Genomic DNA, 13,339 nt, shown 5'->3' with positions numbered 1-13,339 from the left:
GCGCTCACGGGCGGACCGCGGTCGTCGCGCGGTCGCGCATGGTGAGGTCCACGTGAGTGGATGCCGCCCTCCACCCGTCGGCCGCGAGCAGGGCTCGCACGGCCTCGCCCTGCCACTCGCCGTGCTCGATCACGATCGTGCCACCGGGATGCGCCAGGCGCAGTCCGACCCTGCTGACGACGCGCACGACGTCGAGTCCGTCCGCGCCTCCGTAGAGGGCGGCGGGCGGGTCGAAGAAGCGCACCTCGGGATCCCGCGGGATCGCGTCGTCCGGGACATAGGGCGGATTGGACGCCACGACCGAGACCGTCCCGTTCAGATCGGGAAACGCCTGCTCGAGGTCCACGAACGCCGACTCCGCATTGGGGGCACCGACAGCGGCGAAGTTCTCCTTGGTCCACACGTAGGCCTCGACGGAGTTCTCCGCCGCGTACACCCGCGCGTGGGGCACCTCGGTCGCCAGCGCCAGGGCGATCGCGCCGCTGCCGGTGCCGAGGTCGACGGCGACGGGAGACGGGGATGCCGCTGCCGAGAGCGCATCGATCGCAAGCTGGGCGACCATCTCGGTCTCCGGCCGCGGGACGAAGACCCCGGGGCCGACGCGCAGCTCAAGATGCCGGAACGGTGCGGTCCCGGTCAGGTGCTGCAGCGGCTCGCGGGTCGCGCGACGGGCCACGAGCGCCTGGAACCGCCGCGCGTCGTCCATCCCGAGGACATCGCCACGGATCGCGGCCGCGAGGACCGCGCCTCGGCCGACCTGCAGGACGTGAGCCGCGAGCAGCTCGGCGTCGACGTCGGGATCGGTGATGCCGACCTCCGCGAACCGCTCGGCGGCGCGGGTGAGGGCATCGGCGAGGCGAGGTGCATCGAGCGGGGTGTCAGTCATGAGCGGCACCCAGCCTACGGGCCGGGACCTTCGCCGGCGGACGGGGCGGCGTCGTCACACAACGACTCACGCGCGAGCGCTCCCCTAGGCTTGTCCCCGCACCCGACGACCCGTTGAAAGGCCCGACATGCCCGGCATCCACCCCGATATCACGTCCGCATTCGGCGACACTCCGCTCGTCCGCCTCAACCGAGTCGCGGAGGGCGTCGAGGGCGTCGTGCTGGCCAAGCTCGAGTTCTACAATCCGGCGGCGAGCGTGAAGGACCGCCTCGGCATCGCGATCGTCGATGCCGCCGAGGCATCCGGACTCCTCCAGCCCGGTGGCACGATCGTCGAGGCCACGAGCGGCAACACCGGCATCGCGCTGGCGATGGTCGGTGCCGCACGCGGCTATCGTGTCGTCCTCGCGATGCCCTCGTCCATGTCGGTCGAGCGTCGGCTGCTGCTGAAGGCATACGGCGCTGAGCTGGTCCTGACCGACCCGGCCGGCGGCATGAAGGGCGCCGTCGCCAAGGCGGAGGAGCTGGTCGCGGAGATCCCCGGCGCGGTGCTCGCGAAGCAGTTCGAGAACGAGGCGAACCCGGAGATCCACCGCAAGACCACCGCCGAGGAGATCATCCGCGACACCGATGCGAAGGTCGACTACTTCGTCGCCGGCATTGGCACCGGCGGGACGATCACCGGCGTCGGACAGGTGCTGAAGGAGCGCGTCCCGGGCGCCAAGGTCATCGCCGTCGAGCCCGCCGACTCCCCTCTGCTGACCAAGGGCACCCCCGGTCCGCACAAGATCCAGGGAATCGGCCCCAACTTCGTCCCGGCGATCCTCGACCAGAGCGTGATCGACGAGGTGATCGACGTCGAGTTCCCCGACGCGATCGAGACGGCGCGCGCGGTCGGCACGAAGGACGGCATCCTGGTCGGCATCTCGTCGGGTGCCGCGATCTGGGCCGCCCTGCAGGTCGCCGCCCGTCCCGAGGCGGCCGGCAAGAACATCGTGGTGGTCGTTCCGTCCTTCGGCGAGCGCTACCTCTCGACCGCGCTCTACGAGCACCTGCGCGAGGATTGAGCAACCCCTCCCGAGAAAGGCGCCCAGTGCCCGGCATCCACTCCGACATCACCACCGCGTTCGGCGACACTCCGCTGGTGAGGCTGAATGCGCTCACGGAGGGTCTCGGCGGCGAGGTGCTGGCCAAGCTCGAGTTCTACAACCCCGGCTCCAGCGTCAAGGATCGCCTGGGGTACGCCCTGGTCGAAGCCGCCGAAGCGTCCGGCGAGCTGAAACCCGGTGGCACGATCGTCGAGTCCACCAGCGGCAACACGGGCATCTCGCTCGCCCTGATCGGCGCTGCGCGCGGCTACAAGGTGATCCTCACGATGCCCGCATCGATGTCGAAGGAGCGCCGCACCCTGCTGAAGGCCTATGGTGCCGAACTCGTGCTCACCGACCCCTACAAGGGAATGACCGAAGCCGTCGCCACCGCGGAGCGGATCGTGGCCGAGACGCCGGGCGCGGTGCTGGCCCGGCAGTTCGAGAGCAGCGCGAACGCGGAGATCCACCGCCGCACCACCGCGGAGGAGATCTGGCGCGACACCGACGGCCACGTCGACTACTTCGTCGCGGGCTCCGGAACGGGCGGGACGATCACCGGCGTGGGGCAGGTGCTCAAGCAACGCAACCCGGACGTGAAGGTCGCGCTCGTCGAGCCGAAGGACTCCCCCGTGCTGACCGAGGGCCGCGCGGGAGGGCACCGCATCCAGGGCATCGGCCCCAACTTCGTGCCGGAGGTGCTCGATCGCTCGGTCGTCGACGAGATCTTCGACGTCGAGTTCGACGACGCGATCCGGGTCGCACGCGAGATGGCCACGCGCGAGGGGATCCTCGCCGGGATGTCGGCCGGGGCGGCAGTGTGGGCCGCGCTCGAGATCGCCGCGCGCCCCGAGGCTGCGGGCAAGCGGATCGTCGTGATCATCCCGGATGCCGGCGAGCGCTATCTCTCGACCGCGCTCTACGAGCACCTCCGCGAACCCGAGGCGGCATCATGACCGAACGAATCGGCGCCGTCGCGCGCATCCGCGAGGACCTGGCCGCGGCGAAGCTCCGCGACCCGGCGGCCCGCAGCGGGCTCGAGATCGCGCTGCTCTACCCCGGGCTCCACGCCGTGTGGGCGTACCGCCTGTGGCACGCGCTCTGGGTCCGGCGCATGCGCTTCGTCGCGCGCCTGGGGTCCCAGGTGACCCGGTGGCTCACCGGCATCGAGATCCACCCGGGCGCCACCATCGGCCGGCGGTTCTTCATCGACCACGGCATGGGAGTCGTCATCGGCGAGACCGCCGAGGTCGGCGACGACGTGATGCTCTACCACGGGGTGACCCTGGGCGGACGTCAGCGCGAGGGCGGCAAGCGACACCCGACGCTCGGCGACGGCGTCGCCGTCGGTGCGGGAGCGAAGGTGCTGGGTCCGATCACGATCGGCGCAGGCTCGGTAATCGGGGCGAATGCCGTCGTCACGAAGGACGCTCCGGCCGACAGCATCCTGGTCGGCGTTCCGGCGAAGCCGCGCTCGAAGCGCGAGGGTCTGGACACTCGGGCCCTGCTCACCGTGCCCGAGTACAGCATCTGACGGTCTCGGTCAGTCGGCGCGTCGCTGCGCGACCTCTTTCTTCAGGAAGACCATCGGCAGCAGCCACGTGGCCAGCGCCGTCACGATCCAGACGATGACCGGCGCGAGCACCCAGGCCAGGGGCTCGGAGATGCCGATGCCCGCGCCCGGGATGAGCACGACGATCAGGATCGCGACGAAGGTCGAGATGATGCCGATGCCGCCGAGCAGCGGCGCGGCGTGCCGGCGCGTCATCCTGAACACCCACGGGGCCAGCACGCTCTGGATCACCGCGAAGATCACGACGGCGAGCACGAAGCCCCACCAGTCGCTCCAGTCGATGTGGAAGCCGGGCAGGAGCAGGTCGGCGACGATCAGGCCGACCGCGGCCGAGACCACGAAGATCATGGCGCGGATGAGGAACGTGAGCACGCTCCGAGCCTAGCGGCGCCCGCCGGCACGGGTCCCACGCTGCCTTCCCGGATCGACTTGCCGTATCTGCAGGCGACGCGTCGGCGTGTCGCCTGCGTTCAGGGCAAGTCGATGACGAAGAGCAACGCTCAGCGGGCTGAGGCACGGAGTGCGTCGCGAACCCGTGCGGCGAGGCGTCCAGGCTGACCGAACACTTGTTCTCGCGTCAAGCGGATCACGCGCCAGCCGGCGCGCGCGAGGTCGTCGTGCTTGACGATGTCACGCTGCCACTGCCGCTCGTCGGTGCGATGGTGATCGCCCTCGTACTCGAGGGCCACCCGCGCGAACGGATACGCGCCGTCAACGCATCCGAGAAACCGTCCCAGCGCGTCGTAGACGTCGTGGTCGAGCACCGGCTCCGGCAAGCCCGCATCGACGACGGTGAGCCGCATCCACGTCTCCATCCGCGACGCAGAGCCGACACGAACGCGTCCCAGGGCCTCGCGGAGCGCCAGAACACCGCGGCGCCCGGGCGGGATCGCTCGGCGCAGGTCGGCGATCGACGCGAGGGCCGGGCGGATGACCCGGCTCCCGGGTCCCGGCATCCGGTCGACGCGGACGAAGGCATCCGCGGCCGCAACGAGGTCGTACGGATGCCGCAGCTCGTGACCCAGGAGCGCCCACGTCGTCGCCGGGTCGGTCAGTGCGAGACCCAGCTCGCTGTGATGAACCAGGCGCACGGCACGCGCCGCCAGCTGGTGACCGCGGACGCCCGAGCCTCGGGGTGCGCGGTGCGGTGCAAGAACGGAGACATGGACCTCGGTGCGACCGAGCCGCGGCAGCGGAACACCCCAGAGCAGCGCGGCGGTGGAATGCGAGAAGAACTCGTGGTCGTTCATGTGCGCTGTGAAGTGCCGAGCGGCTCGGATGATCGCCATCTGCTCAGTCGCGGCCGGATGCTCGTCGGCCTCAGTGTGGCGCGGTGCGCGGAGACCGTGGAACGGTCGCTCGAACAGAGCGGACTCGAGGTCCCAGCGGGTCAGTCCATGCCGTCGCCCGTGCGCGACCGTGAACGCCGAGCTCATGGCGTCGTACGGATGCACGGCACGACGATGGCACAGACCCACCGCACGCTGTCGGCGTTGTCCACAGCATCCCGACCTCGCCCATCGACTTGCCCTATATGCAGGTCCTCCCCCGGCGTGTCGCCTGCGTTCAGGGCAAGTCGACAGCGAGGGATGCTGACGCGGAGGCGAGCAGGCGGAGCGGTCGGACCCGGGGTCAGCCGTCGGAGCCGAGGGAGGCCAGGCGCTCCTCCTCGTCGGCGGCGATGCAGGACTCGATGATCGGGCCGAGGGCGCCGTCCATGACCTGATCGAGGTTGTAGGCCTTGTACCCGGTGCGGTGATCGGCGATCCGGTTCTCGGGGAAGTTGTAGGTGCGGATCCGCTCCGAGCGGTCCATGCCTCGGATCTGCGACTTGCGGGCGTCGGATGCCGCGGCGTCGATCTCCTCCTGCTGCTTCGCCAGGATCCGCGCGCGGAGCACGCGCATGCCGGCCTCGCGGTTCTGCAGCTGCGACTTCTCGTTCTGCATGGAGACGACGATGCCCGTCGGCAGGTGGGTGATGCGCACCGCCGAGTCCGTCGTGTTGACGGACTGCCCGCCCGGGCCGGACGAGCGGAACACGTCGATCTTCAGATCGTTCGGGTTGATCTCGACCTCGTCGGGCTCGTCGACCTCGGGGAAGACCAGCACCCCGGTCGTCGAGGTGTGGATGCGGCCCTGGGACTCAGTGGCCGGCACGCGCTGGACGCGATGCACGCCGCCCTCGTACTTGAGCGAGGCCCAGACGCCGTGAGCGGGATCGGACGATGAGCCCTTGATCGCGACCTGGACGTCCTTGTAGCCGCCCAGATCGGATTCGTTGCGCTCGAGCAGTTCGGTCTTCCAGCCGCGGGACGCCGCGTACTGCAGATACATGCGCAGCAGGTCCGCGGCGAACAGCGCGCTCTCCGCGCCGCCCTCGCCGCCCTTGATCTCCATGATCACGTCACGGGCGTCATCGGGGTCGCGCGGGATCAGGAGGCGCCGCAGCTTCTCCTGCGACTCCTGGACGCGCTCCTCGAGCGCGGGAACCTCGGCGGCGAACGCCTCGTCCTCCTTGGCGAACTCCTGTGCGGCCGCGAGGTCGCCCGTGGAGAGGACCCATGCGTCATACGCCGCCACGATCCGGGACAGCTCGGCGTAGCGTCGGTTGACGCGTTTCGAGCGCGCCGGATCGGCGTGCACGGCCGGGTCGGAGAGCTCCTCCTGGACGGCCTTGTGCTCCTCGATGAGGGTCTTCACCGATTCGAACATGGGTGCTCCGAACGGCTCGGTCAGCGGATGCTGTTCTCGTGCCCGTGGCTGTGACCGCCGCCGGTCGGAGTGGGGATCGACTTCTGCATCTGGACGAGGAACTCGACGTTGGACTGGGTCTCTTTGAGCTTGCCCAGCACGACCTCGAGGGCCTGCTGCGGGTCGAGGCCCGCGAGGGCGCGACGCAGCTTCCAGGTGATCTTGACCTCGTCGGGAGAGAGCAGCATCTCCTCGCGGCGGGTGCTCGACGCGTTCACGTCGACAGCCGGGAAGATCCGCTTGTCGGCGAGCTGACGCGACAGGCGCAGTTCGCTGTTGCCCGTGCCCTTGAACTCCTCGAAGATGACCTCGTCCATCTTGGAGCCGGTCTCCACGAGCGCGGTCGCGAGGATCGTGAGCGATCCGCCGTTCTCGATGTTGCGCGCGGCGCCGAAGAAGCGCTTGGGCGGGTACAGCGCGGATGCGTCGACGCCGCCGGTCAGCACGCGACCCGAGGTGGGCGCCGAGATGTTGTACGCACGACCGAGGCGGGTGATCGAGTCGAGCAGCACGACGACGTCGCGGCCCAGCTCGACGAGGCGCTTGGCGCGCTCGATCGCCAACTCGGCGACCGTGGTGTGGTCTTCGGCGGGCCGGTCGAACGTCGAGGCGATGACCTCGCCGCGGACGGTCCGCTGCATGTCGGTGACCTCCTCCGGACGCTCGTCCACCAGGACGACCATCAGGTGGACCTCGGGGTTGTTCGTCGCGATCGCGTTGGCGATCTGCTGCAGCACGATCGTCTTGCCGGCCTTGGGCGGCGCGACGATGAGACCGCGCTGGCCCTTGCCGATCGGGGCGACCAGGTCGATGATCCGCTGCGTGAGCTTCTCCGGCGCGGTCTCCAGGCGCAGGCGCTCCTGGGGGTAGAGCGGGGTCAGCTTGCCGAACTCGACACGGTCGGCCGCGTCTTCGACCGACAGGCCGTTGACCGCGTCGACCTTGACGAGCGCGTTGTACTTCTGACGGCTGGACTGCTCGCCCTCGCGCGGCTGCTTGATCGCGCCAACGACCGCGTCGCCCTTGCGGAGGTTGTACTTCTTGACCTGGCCGAGCGAGACGTAGACGTCGCTCGTGCCGGGCAGGTAGCCCGTGGTGCGGACGAACGCGTAGTTGTCGAGCACGTCGAGGATGCCGGCGATCGGGATCAGGACGTCGTCCTCGCCGATCTCGGTGTCGAATTCGTCTGCGGTGCCCTGCGTGCGGCGCTTGTTCGTCCGCTGGCGGTTGCGACCGGCCGACTGGCCGTCGTCGTCGCCGTCGGATGCCTGCGCCTGCTGTCCGCTCGCGCCCGCCTGTGCGGCCTGGCCGCCCTGCGCGCTCTGCGCGCCACCCTGGGCGTTCTGGCCGCCCTGGGCGTTGCGGTTGCGGTTGCGGTTGCGGCTGCGGCTCCGGCTCCGGCTCGGGGCGCCATCGGTGGCTCCCTCGGCGGGCTCAGCGTCTTCGCCGTCGGTCGGCTGCTCCGACGCGCCTTCGGCGGCGTCGGTGGCGGAATCCGCCTGCGGCTGATCGGCGGACTCGGGTGCCGGCTCGACGGAGGGCTCGGCTTCGGCCGGAGCGGCCGCCTCAGCCGGAGCGGCCGCCTCAGCCGGAGCGTCGGCCTCAGCCGGAGCGTCGGCGGCTGCCTCGACCGGCGCCTCGACGACCGGAGCGGCAGCTGCATCCGTGCTCTTGGCACGGCGCGGGGCGCGCTTGCGCGGCGCAGTGGCCGGCGCGGGCTCGACCGGCGCCTCGGCCGCGGCGGGCGTCGCGTCGACCGGGGCATCGGCGGGTGCCTCAGCGGCAGCCTCGGCCTCCGCCTCGGGCGCCTCGGCCTCAGCGGCGTCGACCGGCGCATCGGCTACCGGCTCGTCGGCGACCGGTGCGGCCGCCTGCTCGTCGGTGGTCTCGGCGACGTGCTCGGCCGAGGTGTCGACGTTCTCGACGGACTCGAGCGCTTCTGTGCGCTCTGCATCGGCGGCGTCGACGGACTGGATCTCGGAGATGGACTCCACGAGTTCTCCCTAGTGAAAATGTGGATGATCATGTCTGCACGAGACGTACGCCACAACGGACGTCAGCCCGCGCCGCCCCTTCGACAAGCTCAGGGACCGGTTCAGAACCGGGGTGCGGGGGGTCGTGCAGGGTTTCGCAGAATGCGATCGGAGGCCAGATTCACGTAGCTACGTGGAACCCTCCGTTATGTCCCTCACTGTACCACCCTTGAAGTCGACGGCCAGCATCAGCGCCTCCCAGGGAGTGTTCGTCGAGCTTGCCGCGAGCTCCGCCGCCGCGAGGCGCTGACCCGGTCCGTCGGCCAGCACGAGCACGCTCGGACCCGCCCCCGACACGACGCCTGCGAACCCGCCGTCGCGCAGCGCACGCACCAGGCGATCCGTCTCGGGCATCGCCTGCGCACGGTAGTTCTGGTGCAGCTTGTCCTCGGTCGCTGCCAGCAGCAGCTCGGGACTCTGCGTGAGCGCGGCGATCAGGAGCGCCGACCGCGAGACGTTGAAGACGGCGTCTTCGCGGGGAACCTGCAGCGGCTGGAGGCTCCTCGCCACGCTCGTGGACATCGTCGACTCGGGCACGAAGACCAGCGGCGAGACGCCGCGGTGCACCAGCAGCTTCTTGTGCTGCGGGCCGGTCTCGTCCACCCACGCGATCGTGAGCCCGCCGAACAGCGCGGGTGCGACGTTGTCGGGGTGTCCCTCGAGCTCGGTCGCGAGCCGCAGCAGCGTGTCCGGACCGAGTTCCACATCGCCCGCGAGCAGGCCCTTGGCCGCGAGCAGTCCGGAGACGACCGCCGCACCGGACGAGCCGAGACCGCGGCCGTGCGGAATGACGTTCCGCGCCTCGAGCCGGAGTCCCGGCATCCGTCGCCCGACCGCGTCGAACGCGTATGCGATGGCGCGGACGACGAGGTTCGATGCGTCGCGGGGAACGGCATCCGCCCCCTCGCCGCTGACGAGGACCTCGAGTCCGTCGCCGGGCAGTGCCGTGACGACGAGCTCGTCGTACACGCTCAGCGCGAGACCGAGCGTGTCGAAGCCGGGACCGAGGTTCGCGCTCGTCGCGGGAACCCGCACCGCGACGGCGCGACCCTGCGCGGGCGCCGCGGTGTCGGTCACGCGTTCGTCCCCGCGGCCACCAGGCCGAGGACCGATGCGACATCCGAGGTCGTGGCATCGACCACGGTGGGCTCGACCTGGGAGCCGTCCGCATTGCGGAGAGCCCACTGCGGATCCTTCAGGCCGTGGCCGGTGACGGTGAGGACGACCCGTGCGCCCTGCGGGATCACGCCCGCCTCGACGCGGTCGAGGAGCCCTGCGACGCTGATGGCGGATGCCGGCTCGACGAAGATCCCGACCTCGCCGGCCAGGAGCTTCTGGGCTGCGAGGATCCGCTCGTCGTCGATCGCACCGAAGTAGCCGTCGGTCGCGTCGCGCGCCTCCAGGGCGAGCTCCCACGACGCGGGATTGCCGATGCGGATCGCGCTGGCCACGGTCTCGGGGTGCTTCACGATCTCGCCGCGCACCAGCGGCGCGCTGCCTTCGGCCTGGAAGCCGAACATGCGCGGCACGCGGGTGGACACGCCGCGCTCGGCCTCTTCGCGATAGCCGCGCGAGTACGCGGTGTAGTTTCCGGCGTTGCCGACCGGGATGAAGTGGAAGTCCGGCGCGTCGCCCAGTGTCTCGACGACTTCGTACGCCGCCGTCTTCTGGCCCTCGATGCGGTCGGGGTTGACGGAGTTCACCAGGTGCACCGGGTAGTGGTCGGCCAGTTCGCGCGCGATCTCGAGGCAGTCGTCGAAGTTGCCGCGGATCTGGATCAGCTGTCCGCTGTGGGCGACCGCCTGGCTGAGCTTGCCCATCGCGATCTTGCCCTCGGGCACCAGGACGGCTGCCGTGATGCCGGCGTGCGCCGCGTAGGCGGCGGCGGAGGCGGAGGTGTTGCCGGTCGAGGCGCAGATGATGGCCTTCGCGCCGTGTTCGATCGCACGCGATACGGCGACCGTCATGCCGCGGTCCTTGAAGGAGCCGGTGGGGTTCATCCCCTCGAACTTCACCCAGACATCGGCGCCCGTGCGACGCGAGAGGGCCGGTGCGGGCAGCAGCGGCGTGCCGCCCTCGCCGAGCGTGACCACGGTCGAGGAATCGGTCACCCCCAGTCGGTCGGCGTACTCGCGGAGGACTCCGCGCCAGACGTGTGCCATTGTCAGTCTCCTTCTACGCGCAGAACAGACACGACCCGTTCGACCACGCCGCTGGCGGCGAGTCGGTCGACGGTGTCGCTGAGGTCCTGCTCACGGGCTTTGTGCGTTCCGATCACGAGTCGGGCGACCGGGACGCCGAGGTCGGGGTGGTCGATCACCGTCTGCTCGACCGTCGCGATCGAGACGCGGCCGTCGCTGAGGATTCCGGCGACCGTCGCGAGCACGCCCGGCTGGTCGTCGACCTCGAGCGTGATCTGGTACCGCGTCGTGACGCGTCCGATCGGGACGATCGGAAGGTTCGCGCGGGTGGACTCGCCCACGCCGACGCCACCGGCGATGTGACGGCGCGCCGCCGAGACGACATCGCCCAGCACGGCGGAAGCGGTCTGCACGCCCCCCGCGCCGGCGCCGTAGAACATGAGGTTGCCGGCGGCTTCGGCCTCCACGAACACGGCGTTGTTCGCGCCGTGCACGCTCGCCAGGGGGTGGTCGCGGTGGATGAGCGCGGGGTAGACGCGAACCGAGATCGACTCGGAGTCCGCGTCTGCGTCCGCGGCGAGCCGCTCGCAGACAGCGAGCAGCTTGATCACGTGGCCGGCGTGCCGCGCGGAGTCGATCATCGCCTTGTCGATCGAGGTGATGCCCTCGCGGTGCACAGCATCCAGCGGAATCGTCGTGTGGAACGCGAGGCTCGCGAGGATCGCCGCCTTCTGCGCGGCGTCGTAGCCCTCCACGTCGGCGGTCGGGTCGGACTCGGCGTAGCCGAGGGCCTGGGCCTGAGCGAGCACGTCCGCGAAGTCGGCGCCCTCGGTGTCCATCCGGTCGAGGATGTAGTTCGTCGTGCCGTTGACGATGCCCATGATCCGCTGGACGCGGTCGCCGGCGAGCGAGTCGCGCAGCGGCCGGATGATCGGGATCGCGCCGGCGGCCGCCGCCTCGTAGTAGACCTGCGCCCCGACCTGGTCGGCGGCATCGAAGATCTCCGGGCCGTGCGTGGCAAGGAGCGCCTTGTTGGCGGTGACGATGTCGGCGCCGGAGTTGATCGCCTGCAGCAGGTAGGTCTTGGCCGGCTCGATGCCGCCCATGAGCTCGATCACGATGTCGGCGCCGACGATGAGGGATTCGGCATCCGTCGTGAACAGCTCCCGGGGCAGATCGGTCTCGCGAGGCGCGTCCAGGTCGCGCACGGCGATGCCGACGAGCTCCAGTGCCGCGCCCGCGCGGTCGGCGAGCTCGTCACCATGCTTGAGGAGCAGTGCCGCGACCTGCGAGCCCACGGCTCCGGCGCCCAGCAGCGCGACTCTCAGTCGGCGGTAGTCGATCATCCGGCGGCTCCCTCGGTCGTCTCGAAGCGATCTCCCTCGCCCGGCGTGCTCGGTTCGGCATCCAGACCGGCATCGTGCGCCAGGAGGTCGTCGATGGTCACGGCGCGCACGATCACCCGGGCCACTCCGTCGTGCACGGCGACGACCGGCGGGCGGGGCACGTAGTTGTAGTTGCTCGCGAGCGAGAAGCAGTAGGCGCCGGTCGCGGGGACGGCGAGCAGGTCGCCGGCGAAGACGTCACCCGGAAGGTAGTCGGCATCCACGACGATGTCACCCGATTCGCAGTGCTTGCCGACCACGCGCACCAGCGCGGGCGGCTCGTCGCTCACGCGGGACGCGATCCGCGCCGAGAAGTCCGCACCGTACAGGGCCGGCCTGGCGTTGTCGCTCATGCCGCCGTCCACGCTCACGTACAGGCGCCGATCGCCGTCGCCGATCTCGACCGCCTTCGTCGTGCCCACCTCGTACAGCGTCACGCCCGCCTGGCCGACGATCGCGCGCCCCGGCTCGAAAGCGAGGTTCGGCATCGGGATGCTGCGCAGCTCGCACTCGCGGGCGACGGCCTCGACGATGCCGGTCGCGAGGGCTTCGATCGGGGTCGGGTCGTCGGCGGAGGTGTAGGCGATGCCGAATCCGCCGCCGAGGTTGAGGACCGGGATGTCGCCGCCGGACAGCAGCGCGGCGTGCACCTCGACGATGCGCGCCGCGGACTCCTGGAATCCTGCGGTCCCGAAGATCTGCGAGCCGATGTGGCAGTGCAGCCCGACGAAGAAGAGTCCCGCGGTCTCGCGGATGCGGGCGACGACATCGGGAGCCTCATCGAGCGTGAAGCCGAACTTCTGGTCTTCGTGGGCCGTCGCGAGGAACTCGTGCGTCTCTGCGTGAACGCCGCTGTTGACGCGCACGAGCACCGCCTGGGTCCGGCTTCCGCGCTGGACGATCCCCGTGAGGCGGTCCAGCTCCATCCAGCTGTCGATCACGATCGAGCCGACGCCCACGTCGACTGCGTTCTCGAGTTCGACGACGCTCTTGTTGTTGCCGTGGAATCCGAGCCGCGCCGGGTCGGCGCCCGCTGCCAGCGCGAGCGCGAGCTCGCCTCCGGAGCACACGTCGAGCGCCATGCCCTCGGCGGTGACCCATCGGACGACCTCCGAGCACAGGAAGGCCTTGCCCGCGTAATACACGCGCGCCTGCACGCCGTGCGGCTCGACCGCCGAGCGGAATGCCGCCAGCGTGCGCTGCGCGTGCGCGCGCACCTCCGCCTCGTCCACGACGTACAGCGGAGTCCCGAACCGATGCCGCAGCTGCGTCGCCGACACGCCCGCGATGTGGAGCACGCCCTCGTCGTCGCGACGAGCGGATGCCGGCCACACGCCGGCTGCGAGCGCGTTCGCGTCGTCCGGCGGCAGGAGCCATTCCGGCGTGGGCGAGGGGGAGACGGACAACTCGGACCAATCGTGGAAAGGAGGCTTCGGCGCGACTGCTGCGGGCGGGACCCGTTCTCAGCGGGGGTGCCGCGGCA

General features: G+C 70.4%; 12 protein-coding genes. 3 read left to right on the top strand and 9 right to left on the bottom strand.

The features are described from left to right. Positions 1-4 precede the first annotated feature (4 nt). The gene (gene prmC / locus BM349_RS06745; RefSeq protein ID WP_091705395.1) at positions 5-886 is read right to left on the bottom strand and encodes a peptide chain release factor N(5)-glutamine methyltransferase; all 882 of its coding nucleotides are present in this window, start codon (positions 884-886) and stop codon (positions 5-7) included. Positions 887-1,013: 127 nt separating this feature from the next. On the opposite strand from prmC, the gene cysK (BM349_RS06740) reads away from it, so the two are divergent. From cysK (BM349_RS06740) to epsC, 3 genes are read left to right on the top strand one after another with little or no spacing between them, the layout of a single operon-like run. Beyond that, positions 1,014-1,952, top strand: coding sequence for a cysteine synthase A (cysK, locus tag BM349_RS06740; protein ID WP_091705392.1), 939 nt, complete (start codon positions 1,014-1,016; stop codon positions 1,950-1,952). Between the two features lie 26 nt (positions 1,953-1,978). Further along, the gene (gene cysK / locus BM349_RS06735; RefSeq protein WP_091705390.1) at positions 1,979-2,929 is read left to right on the top strand and encodes a cysteine synthase A; all 951 of its coding nucleotides are present in this window, start codon (positions 1,979-1,981) and stop codon (positions 2,927-2,929) included. Next, positions 2,926-3,507 (top strand): serine O-acetyltransferase EpsC, encoded by a 582-nt coding sequence (gene epsC, locus BM349_RS06730; protein ID WP_175525225.1) that lies wholly within the window; start codon positions 2,926-2,928, stop codon positions 3,505-3,507. Before cysK (BM349_RS06735) ends, epsC begins: the two co-directional genes overlap by 4 nt. A 9-nt stretch (positions 3,508-3,516) precedes the next feature. Here the strand turns inward: epsC and BM349_RS06725 are convergent, their stop codons facing one another. The 8 genes from BM349_RS06725 to lysA all read right to left on the bottom strand — a co-directional run bounded on the left by BM349_RS06725 (position 3,517) and on the right by lysA (position 13,262). Beyond that, a complete protein-coding gene (locus tag BM349_RS06725) occupies positions 3,517-3,918 on the bottom strand; it encodes a phage holin family protein (RefSeq protein ID WP_091705387.1) in 402 nt (133 codons plus the stop codon). Positions 3,919-4,046: 128 nt separating this feature from the next. Next, the gene (locus BM349_RS06720; protein WP_254773773.1) at positions 4,047-5,000 is read right to left on the bottom strand and encodes a hypothetical protein; all 954 of its coding nucleotides are present in this window, start codon (positions 4,998-5,000) and stop codon (positions 4,047-4,049) included. A 178-nt stretch (positions 5,001-5,178) separates the two neighbouring features. Beyond that, the gene (prfA, locus tag BM349_RS06715; RefSeq protein WP_091705383.1) at positions 5,179-6,258 is read right to left on the bottom strand and encodes a peptide chain release factor 1; all 1,080 of its coding nucleotides are present in this window, start codon (positions 6,256-6,258) and stop codon (positions 5,179-5,181) included. Positions 6,259-6,278: 20 nt separating this feature from the next. After that, positions 6,279-8,291, bottom strand: a complete 2,013-nt coding sequence (rho, locus tag BM349_RS06710) for a transcription termination factor Rho (protein WP_091705381.1) — start codon at positions 8,289-8,291, stop codon at positions 6,279-6,281. Between the two features lie 168 nt (positions 8,292-8,459). Further along, a complete protein-coding gene (gene thrB / locus BM349_RS06705) occupies positions 8,460-9,407 on the bottom strand; it encodes a homoserine kinase (RefSeq protein WP_091705378.1) in 948 nt (315 codons plus the stop codon). Continuing rightward, positions 9,404-10,492: a threonine synthase gene (thrC, locus tag BM349_RS06700; RefSeq protein ID WP_091705375.1), complete on the bottom strand. Its 1,089-nt coding sequence runs from the start codon at positions 10,490-10,492 to the stop codon at positions 9,404-9,406. The genes thrB and thrC overlap by 4 nt, the downstream gene beginning before the upstream one ends. Positions 10,493-10,494: 2 nt before the next feature. Next, the gene (locus BM349_RS06695) at positions 10,495-11,817 is read right to left on the bottom strand and encodes a homoserine dehydrogenase (RefSeq protein WP_091705373.1); all 1,323 of its coding nucleotides are present in this window, start codon (positions 11,815-11,817) and stop codon (positions 10,495-10,497) included. Next, on the bottom strand, positions 11,814-13,262 hold the full coding sequence (gene lysA, locus BM349_RS06690; protein WP_091705370.1) for a diaminopimelate decarboxylase: 1,449 nt from the start codon (positions 13,260-13,262) through the stop codon (positions 11,814-11,816). The genes BM349_RS06695 and lysA overlap by 4 nt, the downstream gene beginning before the upstream one ends. Between the last annotated feature and the right edge of the window lie 77 nt (positions 13,263-13,339).

It is taken from the genome of Microbacterium sp. cf046, from assembly GCF_900114345.1.
Classification (GTDB): Bacteria; Actinomycetota; Actinomycetes; order Actinomycetales; family Microbacteriaceae; genus Microbacterium.
Note: the sequence above shows the minus strand (reverse complement) of the source record. Positions and strands in the feature narration are given on the sequence as shown.

Bases quoted from the DNA above. Each gene is read 5' to 3' on its own strand.
- prmC (WP_091705395.1), bottom strand. From the start codon at position 886: ATGACTGACACCCCGCTCGATGCACCTCGCCTCGCCGATGCCCTCACC.
- cysK (WP_091705392.1), top strand. From the start codon at position 1,014: ATGCCCGGCATCCACCCCGATATCACGTCCGCATTCGGCGACACTCCG.
- epsC (WP_175525225.1), top strand. From the start codon at position 2,926: ATGACCGAACGAATCGGCGCCGTCGCGCGCATCCGCGAGGACCTGGCC.
- prfA (WP_091705383.1), bottom strand. From the start codon at position 6,258: ATGTTCGAATCGGTGAAGACCCTCATCGAGGAGCACAAGGCCGTCCAG.
- thrC (WP_091705375.1), bottom strand. From the start codon at position 10,492: ATGGCACACGTCTGGCGCGGAGTCCTCCGCGAGTACGCCGACCGACTG.
- BM349_RS06695 (WP_091705373.1), bottom strand. From the start codon at position 11,817: ATGATCGACTACCGCCGACTGAGAGTCGCGCTGCTGGGCGCCGGAGCC.